11 protein-coding genes are annotated in these 14,836 nt (G+C 67.8%); 4 read left to right on the top strand and 7 right to left on the bottom strand.

Going from position 1 to position 14,836, the window contains the following annotated elements; translation table 11 throughout:
* Nucleotides 1–57 precede the first annotated feature (57 nt).
* A complete protein-coding gene (locus ACSION_RS18295) occupies nt 58–1,443 on the bottom strand; it encodes an MATE family efflux transporter (RefSeq protein WP_435307195.1) in 1,386 nt (461 codons plus the stop codon).
* Nucleotides 1,444–1,545: 102 nt separating this feature from the next.
* Here ACSION_RS18295 and ACSION_RS18290 point away from each other — a divergent pair, with 102 nt between their 5' ends.
* The gene (locus ACSION_RS18290) at nt 1,546–2,763 is read left to right on the top strand and encodes a DUF3667 domain-containing protein (protein ID WP_435307194.1); all 1,218 of its coding nucleotides are present in this window, start codon (nt 1,546–1,548) and stop codon (nt 2,761–2,763) included.
* 4 nt (nt 2,764–2,767) lie between these two features.
* Here the strand turns inward: ACSION_RS18290 and ACSION_RS18285 are convergent, their stop codons facing one another.
* Nucleotides 2,768–4,207 (bottom strand): hypothetical protein, encoded by a 1,440-nt coding sequence (locus ACSION_RS18285; protein ID WP_435307193.1) that lies wholly within the window; start codon nt 4,205–4,207, stop codon nt 2,768–2,770.
* Between the two features lie 445 nt (nt 4,208–4,652).
* On the opposite strand from ACSION_RS18285, the gene ACSION_RS18280 reads away from it, so the two are divergent.
* Genes ACSION_RS18280 through ACSION_RS18270 form a run of 3 tightly spaced genes read left to right on the top strand, consistent with a single transcriptional unit; the run spans nt 4,653 to nt 9,476 of the window.
* Nucleotides 4,653–6,836: a primosomal protein N' gene (locus tag ACSION_RS18280; RefSeq protein WP_435307192.1), complete on the top strand. Its 2,184-nt coding sequence runs from the start codon at nt 4,653–4,655 to the stop codon at nt 6,834–6,836.
* Nucleotides 6,836–8,155 carry an MFS transporter gene (locus ACSION_RS18275; RefSeq protein ID WP_435307191.1) on the top strand — a complete coding sequence of 440 codons (1,320 nt, stop codon included), beginning with the start codon at nt 6,836–6,838 and terminating at the stop codon, nt 8,153–8,155. The genes ACSION_RS18280 and ACSION_RS18275 overlap by 1 nt, the downstream gene beginning before the upstream one ends.
* A 40-nt stretch (nt 8,156–8,195) precedes the next feature.
* Nucleotides 8,196–9,476, top strand: a complete 1,281-nt coding sequence (locus ACSION_RS18270; RefSeq protein WP_435307190.1) for an NAD(P)/FAD-dependent oxidoreductase — start codon at nt 8,196–8,198, stop codon at nt 9,474–9,476.
* Here ACSION_RS18270 and ACSION_RS18265 read toward each other — a convergent pair.
* The 5 genes from ACSION_RS18265 to ACSION_RS18245 all read right to left on the bottom strand — a co-directional run bounded on the left by ACSION_RS18265 (nt 9,449) and on the right by ACSION_RS18245 (nt 14,781).
* Nucleotides 9,449–9,922, bottom strand: a complete 474-nt coding sequence (locus ACSION_RS18265; RefSeq protein WP_435307189.1) for a DUF1203 domain-containing protein — start codon at nt 9,920–9,922, stop codon at nt 9,449–9,451. The two genes, ACSION_RS18270 and ACSION_RS18265, sit on opposite strands and share 28 nt — an antisense overlap.
* A gap of 72 nt (nt 9,923–9,994) precedes the next feature.
* Nucleotides 9,995–11,422, bottom strand: a complete 1,428-nt coding sequence (locus tag ACSION_RS18260) for a hypothetical protein (RefSeq protein ID WP_435307188.1) — start codon at nt 11,420–11,422, stop codon at nt 9,995–9,997.
* A 133-nt stretch (nt 11,423–11,555) separates the two neighbouring features.
* Nucleotides 11,556–12,434 carry an RNA polymerase sigma factor RpoH gene (gene rpoH, locus ACSION_RS18255; protein WP_435307187.1) on the bottom strand — a complete coding sequence of 293 codons (879 nt, stop codon included), beginning with the start codon at nt 12,432–12,434 and terminating at the stop codon, nt 11,556–11,558.
* A gap of 173 nt (nt 12,435–12,607) precedes the next feature.
* On the bottom strand, nt 12,608–13,450 hold the full coding sequence (locus ACSION_RS18250; protein WP_435307186.1) for a metal-dependent hydrolase: 843 nt from the start codon (nt 13,448–13,450) through the stop codon (nt 12,608–12,610).
* A 101-nt stretch (nt 13,451–13,551) separates the two neighbouring features.
* The gene (locus tag ACSION_RS18245; protein ID WP_435307185.1) at nt 13,552–14,781 is read right to left on the bottom strand and encodes a dipeptidase; all 1,230 of its coding nucleotides are present in this window, start codon (nt 14,779–14,781) and stop codon (nt 13,552–13,554) included.
* Between the last annotated feature and the right edge of the window lie 55 nt (nt 14,782–14,836).

The raw sequence follows: 14,836 nt of genomic DNA, 5'->3' as shown, positions 1-14,836 counted from the left end.
CTCCGGGAAACTGGGGCCACTGTAGCGTGTGGCCGGGGGGCTTTCATGCCCCGTTGGTCACCGTGACGCTGGCAAGGGGGCCTGCGCGGCGGCCTCATGGCGCCGGCTGCTGCGCTCGAAACGCCAGCCCAGCAGCACCGCGGCAGCGGTCAGGCCCACGATCAGGCCCGCCCACATGCCCTGCGGGCCCCAGCCGAGGCCCAGCCCCAACCCGGCGCCCAGCGGCATGCCCAGGCCCCAGTACGAGACGACGGCCAGCCACATGGGCACGCGGGTGTCCTTCAGCCCGCGCAGTGCGCCGGCCGACAGCACCTGGATGCCATCCGGGAACTGGAACGCCGCCGCGAACAGCAGCAGCGTGCCCGCCAGCGCGGCCACGGCCAGGTCGTCGGTATACAGCGCCACCACGAGGTCGTGGCCCAGCAGCAGGAACAGCGCCGACATCGCCTGCGTGGCCAGCACGATGACGTAACCCGCATGCGCGGCGCGGCGGATGCCCAGCGCATCGCCCGAGCCCACCGCATGGCCCACGCGCACCGTGGTGGCCTCGGCCACGCCCATCGGCACCATGAAACACAATGCCGAGACGTTGATGGCGATCTGGTGCGCCGCGGCCGGCGTCGCGCCGAGCCGCGCGATCAGCAGCGCGGTGACGATGAAGAGGCTGCCTTCCATCAGCACGGTGATGCCGATCGGCAGGCCGGTGCGCAGCAGCTGCAGGATCGGTTCGCGACGCGGCGGATCGAAGTGCGCGAACAGGTGCAGGTCGGCGAAGCGCTGCGCGCGCGACAGGTACACCGCGAACGCGATCGCCTGCAGCCACATCGTCAGCGCCGAGGCGATGCCCAGCCCGCCAGCGCCCATCTCGGGGAAACCCAGTTTGCCGAAGGTCAGTACGTAGCCTACCGGCGCCAGCACGAGCAGGCCGCCGAAGCCGAGGATCATCGTCGGCAGCGTCCAGTGCGTGCCCTCGCTGAGGTAGCGCATGCAGAAATAGAACGTCAGCGCCGGCACGCCCCAGCGGATCCCGTGCAGGAAGGCGGTCGCGCCGGGAATGATGTCGGGCGCGATGCCGAACGCCGCCAGCGCGTACGGCGCCACGCTGAGGAAGGCGAACATCAGCAGGCCCAGGCCCAGCGAGAGCCACAGCGCCTGGCGGAACAGCGGGGCGATCTCGCTGCGCCGGTTCGCGCCGTCCAGCTGCGAGACCGACGCCGTCAGCGAGATCAGCGTGCCGATCGGCACCATCATCGGCAGCCACAGCAGGGCCGTGCCGACGGTGACCGCCGCCAGCGTCTGGGTGGCGTGGTGGCCGGCGATGACGTTGTCGACGAAGCCGATCAGGCCGGTGGAGACATGGCCTAGCACCAGCGGCAGGGCGAGGGAGGCCGTCGCACGCACTTCCTGGCCGAAGCGCGGGGTCGGGGAGAGAGGCAGGGACATGAGGGGCAACCGCCGGACTACGGTCGCGCGGTCGCGCGCTGGCACCGGGTCACGGGAGGCCGGTATCTTACCCGCTCGCCACCCGCACCGTCCGAACGCCCCATGACTTCATCGCACGAAGCCGACGCCGTGCACGCCAACGCGTGCGACAACTGCAAGACGCCGCTGCAGGGCGGGTTCTGCCACCAGTGCGGGCAGAACGCGCACAACCCGCTGCGCAGCTTCGGGCATGCGGTGGAAGAGGTGTTCGAATCGTTCTGGCACCTGGACGGCCGCATCTTCCGCACGCTGCGTACGCTGCTCTCGCCGGGCAAGCTGGCCAACGCCTACCTGGCCGGCCATCGCGCGCCGTTCGTGGCGCCGTTGCGGTTGTTCGTCATCGTCAGCGTGCTGACGTTCTTCGTGGCGAAGCTGACCCTGCATATCGGCGAGGTGACGCTTCCGGAACCGCCGCCGACGGCCGACGGCACCACCAACCTGGTCGCCAAGCCGAATGAGTCCGGCATCGACTTCTCCAAGCAGACGACGGTCGAGGGCGTCATCAAACAGCGTGACCAGACGCTGGAAGGCCTGATTTCGGCGCGCGCGGGCGTCCCTCGCGGACTGGGCTTCGTACGCGAGCGCATCGAAGAGAACATCTATGCCACCCAGCGACTGGCGCGCGAGCGGATCGTCCAGCTCCAGCCGGATCATCCATTGCTTGCACAGCCCGACCGCTATCCGGCGGGTGCACCGTTGCCCGAGATCCCCATGCGCGCCCTGATCAGCATCGACGGCAAGCCGTTCGATGCCGAGACCAATCCCGTGCGCGTGGGCTGGCTGCCCGACTTCGCCAATCGCTGGTTCAACAAGAAACTGGCGCGTGCGGAAGAGAATGTCCCGCGCGTGGCGCAGGATCCGGAGTACTTCGTCACCCGGCTGATCGGCTCGGTGCCGTCGGCCCTGTTCGTGCTGGTGCCGGTATTCGCCTTGTTGCTGAAACTGGCCTACATCGAGACGCGGCGCGTGTATCTGGAGCACCTGGTGGTGGCGTTGTACAGCCACGCCTACCTGTGCCTGTGCGTCCTGGCGCTCTGCCTGACCCAGGCGTTCGGCAGCCTGGTCACGGCCGACAGTTACTGGTGGAAGATCCCCTACTGGACGGTGCTGACCGCGATCCTGGTGTGGATGCCGATCTACCTGCTGAAAATGCAGCAGCGCGTGTACCGACAGCACCGGATCGTCACGCTGCTCAAGTTCTCGGTGCTCGGCGCGCTGTATTTCATGATGCTGGTGACGGCGCTCATCTTCCTGACGCTGACCACCTGGGTCAACGCCTGAGACCTCAGCGCTCGCGGCGCGCGTGCAGCCATGCTGCGCGTTCGCCCGCGGGTACCCGGACCAACTCGTGGCGGAAGCGGTCGCGCTCCGGTGGCGGAATGCGTTGCGACAACGCAGCCAGGTCGTCCAATGCGGTGGCATCCAACTGGCGCAGCAACGCCAACAGCGGTTCGCGCTCGGCGGCCGGCACGTAGGCGAACATTGGTTGCAGGCGCGGCCACACCGCGCCCAGCGTGGGGCCCAGCTGCCAACCGCGATGCTCCATCGCGTCGAGCGCGGCGAAGCGCATGCGCAATGCCTGCTGCGCTTCGAGTGGCTGCGCCGCGAAATCCCCCGCCGCCACGCGCAGGCGCGCGCGATCCACGTCGCCCAACGCCTGCCACGCCGCATAGTCGGCGCGCTGTCGGGTAAGCGCTTCCCAGGGATGCAACGCTTCTGGCGCCACGGCCGCAGGCGCAGGCGGCGCTTCTGCGATTTGTTCGGCCGGCGCGGGTGTCGACGCGGATTCCGGCGCGACATCCGCCACCGCCGTGGCCGCGCGCTGGACGATGTACCACGCGAGGAAATCGGCCTCTGGTACCAGCGTGGCCGCTTCGGGATCCGCGCGCATCGGTGCGTCACGATCGGTGCGCGCGGCTTCCTCGGCATCGAAGCGCGCAGCGGGCGGTTCGGCCGGCGGCAACGCTTCCTGCCGGATGTCCGGATCGGTGAGGGTGACCGCATCGGATGCGGGCACCGGCGCCGGCTGCAGCAGCGTCGCCCACGGCGCACCGGGCCACCAAGTAGCGGCCAAGGCGGCGACCATCAGCACGAGGACCAGCACGACCCAGGGCCAGCGGCGCGGCGTCCTGAGGGGCGCTGCCGGACGGGTCGGTGCAGCGGCGGCGGCAGGCGGCATCCGCGTGCCCGCCAGCGCCTCCTCGCGCAAGCGGGCCAGGCGCGCCAGGCGTTCGGGGGGCAGATCACGCAGGTGCGTCTGGACCGCCTCGGCCAAGCGACGCCAGGCGTCGGCGTCAGGGCGCCCTGCGGCATCGCGCGGGCAAGCCCGTGCCAACGCGGCCCGGTAGTCGTCGGGGGAGAGGCCCAGCACGCCGGCCGCCTCTTCTTCCTGCAGCCCGCCCGCCAGCCGCAACAGCAGGGCGGCGCGATCGGGCGCAGCGATATCGGCGAGCGCCTGCATCGCCGGCGCACGCACAGCCGCGGGCGACTCGGCGCGCAACGGCGGGGCCGCGACCAGCAGGCTCCAGAATCGCGCCGGCCACGCGGCCATCGGCAACTCCGCCGCGTGGGCCCGGAACGCCCGGAGCGCCGCGGCCAGCGCCACGTCGCCGCGCTCGGCGTCGCCACACTGGAGTGCAGCGAAGACCGCACCCCGGCGTTCACAGCCACGGAGGAAGGCGGCCAGGGCGGCGGGAGGGGGTTCTGGCGGGTGGTTCGGGATCATGCGAAAACCGGGGTTCGACGGTCTGATCATAGACAGCCTGCGGGGCCGTATGGACGCTTGACAGCGCGTCGGAACCTGCTCTCCAAGGCGGCACAAGGGTTTCCACGAAAATGCGTTGTGCACAGCGGTCACCAAACCGTCACGAGTGCTTGCGGGCCCCTTGCAGGGCGCCATGTTTCAGCTGGGTTTCACGCACAAATCATTGATATTGAAAGGAATAATGTGGGTGGCGCTTTTTTCGCCAACCTGACTGGAATGCTTGCAGGAACGTCATCGCGCCGTGAAGCATCAGCGCCATGCACAGATTTATCCACAGCAGATGTGGATAAACCCATTTCCCTTTACGGGATGGGCACTTGCGTGAATTTCGTCAAGAAATTGGCAGGAGAACAGTGCAACTGCACAAGACCTGACCTCGTCCGGGCGGACCGATAAACTGCAGCCGATGCCACCCTCCCCTGTCCTGCGGATCGCCCTGCCCGTGCCCCTGCCGCAGGCGTTCGACTACCTGCCGCCCCCCGGCCATGCGCCGACCCCCGCCGACGTCGGCAAGCGGGTCCGCGTGCCGTTTGGAAGCCGCGAGCTGGTGGGCCTCGTGGCGTCGGTCGAGCCCCGTGCCGAGGACGTGCCCGAGTTGCGCGAGGCCTTGGCGGTGCTGGACGACGCGCCGCTCGTGCACGGAGAACTGCTGGACTCCCTGCACTGGCTGGCCCGCTACACCCACGCCCCGCTGGGCGAGGTCTTCGCCACGGCGCTGCCGACCGCCCTCCGCCAGGGCGAACCCCTTCCCGACACCCACGCCTGGCACTGGCGACTGACCGAGGCCGGGCGAACCCAGTTCGACCGCCTGCGCGCCGGCAGCCGTCCGCGCCGGCTGGCGGACCTGTTGGCAATGTCCCCGCTGGACGAGGACGTACTGGACCTGCACCTGGACGAGGGCCGCGCGACCGCGCGCACCCTGGCCAAGCGGGGACTGGCCGAACGCGTGGCCGTACCGGTGTCCGCACCCACGCCCGTGCCCCGCGCAGGTCCACCGCTCAACGAACAGCAACGCACCGCCGTCGATGCCATCGTCGCCACCCGCGGCTTCGGCGCACTGTTGCTGGACGGCGTGACCGGCAGCGGCAAGACCGAGGTTTACCTGCAGGCCATCGCCGACTGCCTGGCACGCGGGCGCCAGGCGCTGGTCCTGGTGCCCGAGATCGGCCTGACGCCGCAGACACTGTCGCGCTTCCGCGACCGCCTGGGCGTGCCGGTGCATGCGCTGCATTCGGGTCTCAACGATGGCGAGCGCGCCCGCACCTGGGCCGCGTGCCTGCGCGGCGAGGCACGGGTGGTGGTCGGCACGCGCTCGGCGGTGTTCACGCCGCTGCCCGACGCCGGTGTGATCGTCGTCGATGAGGAACACGACGGCAGCTACAAGCAGCAGGACGGCATCCGCTATCACGCCCGCGATTTCGCCCTCGTGCGCGGCAAGGCGCTGGATGTGCCGGTGGTGCTGGGCAGTGCGACGCCCTCGCTGGAGACGCTGCACAACGCGCGCAGCGGCCGCTATATCCATCTGCGTCTGTCGCGGCGCGCGGGCGAAGCCCAGCCCCCCAGCGTGCGCGTGCTGGACATGCGCAAGCGACCGCAGCAGGCAGGGTTGCTGACGGAGACGCTGCAGGCGCTGCGCCAGGCCGTCGATGCCGGCGGCCAGGCATTGGTGTTCAAGAACCGGCGCGGCTACGCGCCCGTGCTGCTCTGCCACGACTGCGGCTGGAGCGCGCACTGCAAGCGCTGCGATGCGTCCATGACCGTGCATGGCGCCGGCAAGCGGCTGCAGTGCCATCACTGCGGCGCGCGCCAGCCTGCGCCGCTGGCCTGCCCGGATTGCGGTGGCCTTGCATTGCAGCCGCAGGGCATTGGCACCGAGCGGCTCGAGGAACTGCTCACCGAGACCTTCCAGGACGTGCCGGTGCTGCGGGTGGACCGCAGCACCACGCAGAAACGCGACGGCCTGGCGCAACAGTTGGCGAAGCTGGGCGAGGCCCCGGGCATCCTGGTCGGCACGCAGATCCTCGCCAAGGGCCACGATCTTCCGCACCTCACCCGCGTGGCCGTGGTGGGCGTGGACGAAGGGCTGTTCTCCACCGATTTCCGCGCGACCGAAAAACTCGCGCAACAGCTCATCCAGGTCGCCGGTCGCGCGGGACGCGCCGGCAAGCGCGGCGATGTCTGGCTGCAGACACACCATCCGGACCATCCGTTGCTGGATACGCTCATCAACGGTGGTTACCACGCCTTCGCCGATGCCGAACTGGAGCAACGCCGCATGGCGGGCTTCCCGCCGTTCGCACACCTCGCGCTGCTGCGCGCCGAAGCCCAGCATGTGGATGCGGCCCAGCAGTTCCTGCAGGCGGCCAAGCAGGCACTGCGCGCGCAGGACGCCACGCTTGAACTGCACGGCCCGCTGCCTGCGCCGATGCCGCGGCGCGCGGGCCTGCATCGCGTGCAGTTGCTGCTCTCCTCGCCCGAACGCCGCACACTGCATCGCACGCTCGACCTCGCCCTTCCGCAGATCCACGCGCTGCCCGAAGCGCGCCGCACGCGTTGGTCGCTCGACGTGGACCCCATGGACCTCTACTGATGACGCCCACGCCGCCCGACACGATGACGCCCGCCCGCCGCCTGCGCAGCATCTTCAGCGGCTCTGTCGGCAATCTGGTGGAGTGGTACGACTGGTATGTCTACGCCGCGTTCTCGCTGTACTTCGCCGACGTGTTCTTTCCGGGCGGCGACCGCACCAGCCAGTTACTGAAGACCGCCGTGATCTTCGCGGTCGGTTTCCTGATGCGGCCACTGGGTGGTTGGCTGCTTGGCCGCTACGCCGACCGCCATGGCCGCAAGCGCGCGTTGATGCTGTCGGTGGTGATGATGTGCGCGGGCTCGCTCATCATCGCCTGCACGCCGGGCTATGCGAGCATCGGCGTCGCTGCGCCGGTGCTGCTGGTACTGGCGCGCCTGCTGCAAGGGCTCAGTGTCGGCGGCGAATACGGCGCGTCGGCCACCTACCTGAGCGAAATGGCCACCCGCGAGCACCGCGGCTTCTGGTCGAGCTTCCAGTACGTCACCCTGGTGATGGGCCACCTGGTCGCACTCGGCGTGCTGATCGCGCTGCAGCGCGTCTTCCTCACCGACGAGCAACTACGCGACTGGGGCTGGCGCATTCCGTTCGCGATCGGCGCGGTGGCGGCGCTGGTCGCGTTGTGGTTGCGCCGGAACATGGTGGAAACCGAATCGTTCGCCCGCAGCGAATCCGACGCGAGCGCCACGCACCAGCAGTCACAGGGCACGCTGCGCGCGTTGATGCAGCATCCGCGCGCGGTGCTGGCCGTGGTCGGCCTGACGATGGGCGGCACGCTGGCGTTCTATACGTACACGACCTACGTGCACAAATTCCTCGTCAACAGCGCCGGCATGGCGGCGGAGACGGCCAGCCTGATCAACGCGTCCACGCTGTTCTTCTACATGCTGCTGCAACCGGTCGTCGGCGCGCTGTCGGACCGCATCGGCCGGCGCCGCATCCTGATCGCCTTTGGCGTGCTCGGCACGCTGTTCACCGTGCCGATCCTCAGCCAGTTGCAGAACGTGCAGAGCGCGAACCACGCGTTCTGGCTGGTGATGGCGGCGCTGGTGATCCTGAGCGGCTACACCGCGATCAACGCGGTGGTGAAGGCGGAAATGTTCCCGGTCGAGATCCGCGCACTGGGCGTGGGCCTGCCGTATGCGCTCGCCGTGGCGGTCTTCGGTGGCACCGCCGACATGGTCGCGCTGTGGTTCAAGAAGGCCGGCATGGAAACCGGCTTCTACTGGTACGTCACTGCCTGCATCGCCTGTTCGCTGCTGGTGTACCTGTGGATGCCCGACACCCGGCGCACCTCGCTGATCGACCGCGACGCGCACTGACGGCATGCGACAATCGCCTGCGGTGACAGGAGCACAGCGCATGCAGGCAGCACTTCCCCACGTCGTCATCGTCGGCGGCGGCTTTGGTGGCCTCTGGGCCACCCGCGCGCTGGCCGGGGCGCCCGTCCGCATCACCCTGATCGATCGGCACAACCACCATCTTTTCCAGCCGCTGCTGTACCAGGTGGCGACTGCGGGCCTGTCCGCACCCGACATCGCCGCGCCGCTGCGGCACATCCTGCGCAAGCAGCAGAACGTCGAAGTGCGGTTGGCCGATGTCGCGTCGATCGCGCCGCAGGACAAGCAGGTGGTGTTCGCCGATGGCAGCGCCCTCGCCTTCGATTACCTGCTCGTGGCCACCGGCGCCACGCATGCCTACTTCGGCCACGACGAATGGGCCGCGCACGCACCCGGCTTGAAGACGCTCGACGACGCGCTCCAACTGCGCCGCCACCTGCTGCTCGCCTTCGAGCGCGCGGAAGCGGAAAGCGACCCGGAGAAGCGCGCGGCCTGGCTCAGCTTCGCCATCGTCGGCGGTGGCCCGACCGGCGTCGAGCTGGCGGGCACGCTGGCCGAGATCGCGCGGCACACGCTGAAGAACGAGTTCCGCCACATCGACCCCTCGCAGGCACGCGTGCGCCTGGTGGAAGCCGGGCCGCGCGTGTTGGCATCGTTTCCCGAGGCCTTGTCGGAGCAGGCACGCCGGCAACTCGTGAAGCTGGGCGTTGAAGTGGCGACCGGAACGCCGGTCAGCCATATCGACGACAACGGCTACCGGCTCGGCGACACCTTCGTGCCGGCAAAGACGGTCGTATGGGCCGCCGGTGTCGCTGCTTCGCCGTTGGCGCGCTCGCTCGGCGTGCCGCTGGACCGTGCCGGACGCGTGGCGGTGCAGCCCGACCTGAGCGTACCCGGCCACCCGGACATCTTCGTCGCCGGCGACCTGGCCTCCCTCAGCACTGACGGTCGTCCGGTGCCGGGGGTCGCGCCCGCCGCGAAACAGATGGGCGGGCACGTGGCGAAGGTGCTGCGCGCACGACTGGCGGGACGCCCGTCACCGGGCGCCTTCCGCTACCGCGACTTCGGCAACCTCGCCACCATCGGGCGCATGGCCGCGGTCGTCGACTTCGGGCGGCTGAAGTTCTCCGGCTTGCTTGCCTGGTGGTTCTGGCTTACCGCGCACGTGTTCTTCCTGATCGGCTTCCGCAACCGGCTCGTCGTGCTGCTGAACTGGTTCTGGGCGTACTGGAGCTACCAGCGCGGCGCGCGGATCATCCTCGGCAAGGACGAAGATCAGACCGGATCGACGCGGCAGGCATAGCAGCCGCGACGCGCGTTGTGGACGTGCAGGTAGGCGACGCCCGGCAGATCGAGCAGCCGTTGAAGGTGGCGAAGTGCATCGATGCCTTCGACCACCTCGGCATCGCGCATCACGCCCTCTTCGTCGTAAGCACGCAGCGATAGCAGGCGCCGCGGAAACGTGGGCGGCAACGCGTCGCGGAACTCCACCGGTGACGCCTCCAGGGCCGCTTCGCTGACGAAGATCGGACCGCTGGCGCGATACGGCCCGGCGACGTCATGGTGGAGATAGGGAAGCAACAACAGGGCATCTCCCCGACGCGCGTCCTGCAGCGTGACGCGGCACGGGAACCCATGGTCGGCATCCGCGACGACGCGACGGATGTTGCGCGCCGCCAGCGCGGCATCGTCGAGCGCGAACAGCGGCAGGAAAGGGGCGGGGGACAAGCCCCGGATCACGAACGACATGGCGTCACTCCTGTGGAAGTGACGCCATGTTCGTGTCGCACCGGCGATCCGGCTATCCGGATCTTGCGCGAATTACTCGCCGCCCAGGGGGTAGCGCTTGCCGTTCGCCATCACCAGTTCGCCCTCACCGATCCGCTCGCTGTCCGCGTCCACGGTGATGAATTCGGCTTCCAGGCGGCCGGCACCCTTGCTGCCTGTCAGATCGAAGATGTAGCGCTCGCCTTCCGCCGCCCACGACGCTTCACGGTCGAAGGCCGCTTCACGGATGTCGCCGATGTGGCGCTTCACCACGGGATGCGCCTGCATGGCGGCGTTGGCCTGCAGGACGAAGATGCCGTCCTGTTGCGCGAAGGTGTCGGGAATGTCGCCACGCCCCGTGTCCGCGCGGGACGACGCCTGCTCGCCCGCTGTCGGCGGCTCGCCTTCGAACGCGAATTCGCGCCCGTCCGCCAAGGTCAGCACGCCCTTGCCGAGACGTTCGGTGTCCGCATCCACGGTAATGAACTCGGCCAGCAAGCGGCCGCGTCCCTTGTCGCCGGCGAGCGCGAACACGAACTCATCCGCGCCTTCCGCTTCGCTGCTGGCCGTCAGGTCCAGTTCGAACGACGACAGCGTGCCGATGTGCTGTTGCACCAGCGGATAGCGCTGCGCCGCGGCGCGCGCCTGGCGGGTGAAGATGTTGTCCTGCATGTCGCCGAACAGCGACGTGTCCGCCTCATCGTCCTCGGGCTCATCCGCGCCACGCGGCTCGCCTTCGAACGCCAGGCGGCGACCGTCTTGCAAGGTCAGGACGCCTTTGCCCAGGCGCTCGGTGTCGGCGCTGACGGTGATGAAATCGGCCTCCAGCGTGCCGCGCCCCTTGCTGCCGACGAGGTCGAACACGAACGTGTTCATGCCGGCCGCCGCGCCCGTACCCACTTCATTCATCGTGAACGTGTCGATGCGGCCGATGTGTTCCTGCACGAGCGGATACCGCTGCGCGGCCTCGCGCGCCTGCCGGGTGAAGATGTCCTTGCCCTCCGCGAGCGCCGCTTCATCGTCGTGCGCGTGGTCGTGTTCGGCCTCTGCGGCGAGCGCATCAGCGTTTCCGTCGATGGCGTGCGTGGTGCCATCCGCCATCACCAGCGTGCCGGGGCCCAGGACTTCCTCGGTCGGGCTGACGGTGATGAAGCGTGCAGTGACGCGCCCTTTTCCTCGGCTGCCCACCACGTCGAACACCAGGACGTCGGGGCCGGGTTCGTCCATGCTCGCAGGTTCGTCCAGCGACACCGTGCGGATCGCACCCAGGTGCTTGGCCACGACCGGGTCCACCTGCATCGCGGCGCGGGCCTGCGCGTCGTATTCCTCGCGATCGATCCCGAAGGTGATGCGGCCTTGCGCATCCGCCGCCTTCGCTCCATCAGCGCCTCGCGCCCACACATCGTTCGTCGCCATGGCGCAGGTGCCCACGACGAGCCAAGCCAGCCCCACGATCCAACGCCCCTGTTTCCCCCACCGCATGCCCTGCTCCTGTGATGTCGTCGTCCGGTACGGACTGCGGCGTAGTGGATCACACTTTCGGCAGCGGATGAATCCGCCAAAACGCAAAGAGGCTCCTTGCGGAGCCTCTCATCTTTGCACTGCGGTGGTTGTGTCAGGCGGCGAACAAGGCCTTCATCTTCTTCAGCGCATTGGCTTCGACCTGGCGCACGCGCTCGGCGGAAATGCCGTACTCGTCGGCAAGTTCCTGCAGCGTCACCTTGCTTTCGCCATCCAGCCAGCGGCGCTTGATGATGTCGCGCGAACGGTCGTCGAGATTCGCCAGACCCTCGCGCAGCAGCTCGAGCTGGTTGTCTTCGCTGTCGGCGCGCTCGTAGGCCTGCGACGGATCCTCATCGCGCGCGACCAGGTAGCTGGCCGGCGACGGCGGCGCATGATCGTCGTCTTCGTCGGACGGCGCATCGAAGCCGATGTCGCGGCCCGACAAACGCGCCTCCATCTCAAGCACTTCGCGCTCGGACACATTGAGGTCCTTGGCGATCGCGCTGACCTCTTCCGCATTCATCCAGCCCAGGCGGGTCTTGGACTTGCGCAGGTTGAAGAACAGCTTGCGCTGCGCCTTGGTCGTGGCGACCTTCACGATGCGCCAGTTCTTCAGGATGAACTCGTGCATCTCGGCACGGATCCAGTGCACGGCGAAGCTCACCAGGCGGACGCCCATATCGGGGTCGAAGCGCTTCACGGCCTTCATCAGGCCGATGTTGCCTTCCTGGATCAGGTCGCCGAGCGGCAGGCCGTAGCCGTTGTAGCCACGGGCCACATGCACGACAAAGCGCAGGTGCGAGTGCACCAGTTCGCGCGCGGCGTCGAGGTCTTCGTCCTCGCGGTAGCGGTTGGCGAGCTCACGCTCGTTTTCCACCGACAGCACCGGGATCTGGTGCACGGCGCTGATGTAGGCGTCGAGCGAACCCAGGGCGCTGGGGATCGGCAGATTGTTGGGGACCAGGGCGGTGGTGGAGGTGATCTGGTTCATGGGCAAGGATGTTAGCAGTCGGGGGGTTCGACTGCTAACCACATGGGAAGTTCCCTTTGTCCCACCGGTGCAACAATCTCTGGGGCCGCGGGGCGCAAAAATTCCCATTGCCTTTCAATGGGTTGCAGATCGGATTCTTGATGCCCTGGAAGTAGCCTGAAGACGGAAGGCGTTCATTCAGCTTTTGCCGCCATCGCGACAACAACAGGGGGGCGCGCGGCCACCTGCCTCGCGAGGACGGCAGCGGCGAGGTCGTCGCCGCCCAACTGCGATGGATGGAACCCGGGGCGGAGGTAGTTCCACAAGTGCCTGATCGTGCGACGGCCCATGTGGTGGTTCGATCCGAGATGGGCGGCAGCCTGGCGGAGCGTGGCCCTGCGCCAGAACGCGCCATCCTGGACCAGCAACGCCACCGCCAGGCCCGTCATCAGTAGGTAGAACAACGCGGCCGTCGTCGCCGCACCCGCGAGCCGTACCGGATAGCTCGGGGAAATCGCCTGCAGCAGGTCGAAGGCGACCGCGCGATGCTCGATCTCTTCCGCGAAATGCCACTCCATCAGGTCCTTCACTCGCGGATCTGCTCCTTCGAGCATGGCCTGCGACAGGAACTCGTAACCCAGGTACGCATTGATGTGTTCGACACAGCTGACCAGCGACGCGCGTAGCCACAAGGGCGCCCAGCGATCCATCGTCTTGAAGATGGCGCGGTCCACGATCCGCTCGAAGCCTCTGTAGGCATAGCCTTGTGCATCCAGATTCTCCCAGTAGCGCTTGTGCGCGACGCCATGCTGGGCCTCCTGGCGGATGAAGGCTTGGCACCGCTTGCGCAGCGATGCATCCGTGATGCGCGGCAGGCACGCATTCAACGTGCGGATGTAGAACGCCTCATTGGCAGGCACCAGCACGGTGTAGGCATTCAGCAGCGAGGACACCACTTCGTTTCCCGGCAACCAGTGCTTAGGGATGTCGTACGTAAACGCCTCAACGAAACGGCGCGGCGTGATCGATTCGTCCATGGGAAAACCTCCTGTTCCAGCGACAGGCGCGCCACCTCTACGCGAGTGAACGCACGCGCGTCCTGCTGGATATCGGCGGGCGTTCAGGGCGCCAACAGCGGTCAGGGCGTCGCGCTGGGCTCCGCCACCGACTGCGTTTCGCGAAGCACCCTGAGCAGGTTACCGCCCCATATCTTCCGGACGTCATCTTCACCGTAGCCCGCGGCAAGCAAACGCGCCGTGACGAGCGGCAGCGCGCTGACATCCTCCATTCCCTCCACGCCACCGCCACCATCCCAGTCAGCCCCAACGCCGACGTGATCCACGCCCGCCACCTTGATGATGTGCAGCAAGTGCGCCATGTAGTCGTCCAGCGTCGCGCGCTTCACCGGATAGCGTGCTTCGATCTTCCGGCGCTCGGCCAGATACGCAGGCGCGGCTTCGACGGACAGCCTGCTCTCCGGTCCATATTTGTCCGACAGCGCATCGAGCGCAGCCTCGCGCTCGGGTACCTTGGGAATGCTGACCAGATAGCCACCGAAGGCGTTCACGTGGATGACACCGCCCTTTTTGGCGAGGCGTCGGATCCGGTCGTCGTCGATGTTGCGAGGATGATCGAATACCGCGTCCGCGCTGGTATGCGACAACACGATCGGTGCACGGGACACCTCGAGCAGCTGGTCGAACACCGCGTCGCTGGCGTGGGATGCGTCCAGGACGATACCCAGGCGATTGGCCTCGGCCACCAGCGCTCTGCCGGCAGGACTCAAACCACCCCACTCAGGCCCCTTCGCATCCGTGGACGAGTCGCCGAAATCGTTGTTCAACACATGCGTGATGCCCAGCATGCGCAAGCCAAGGCGGTGATAGACCTCCAACAAACTCGGGTCAGCGGCAAGCGGTGCGGCATTCTCCATGCTGATGAATGACACGCGCTTGCCGGCCTTCGCGATGCGCAACGCATCGTCCGACGTCAATGCGAGCTCCATGGCATCAGGGTGGGACGCGAGCATCTCGCGAATGGCCACCAGCCGCGCAAGACCGTGGTTACGCGCGGTGCGCTTGCCGGCTTCGTCTCTCGCACCCTGCGCGGTGTAGATCACCCAGAAGCCGCCATCCAGCCCGCCTGACTTCATGCGCGGCAAGTCGACTTGCGACATATCGCCTTCATGCGCATGGTCGTCAGCGATGTTCCAGCCGGGCCGCACGAGGTTGGCGGGCGTATCCAGGTGCGTGTCCAGGACGAGGGCATCCTCGTGCACCTTGCGAGCGTGGGCCGACACCTGCTCCGCTGCGAAGGCATTGGGCCCCAGGGCGAAAAGAAATGCGCCGACAACCCAAGAGTGCTTCATGCACCGCCCCCTGACGTGAGATGAAGGTCGATTGTTGGCGAAAGCCGCGCAAGAA

It is taken from the genome of Pseudoxanthomonas sp. LjRoot125 (genome assembly GCF_964252705.1).
Lineage (GTDB): Bacteria > Pseudomonadota > Gammaproteobacteria > Xanthomonadales > Xanthomonadaceae > Pseudoxanthomonas_A.
This window is presented reverse-complemented; position numbering and strand designations above follow the sequence as displayed.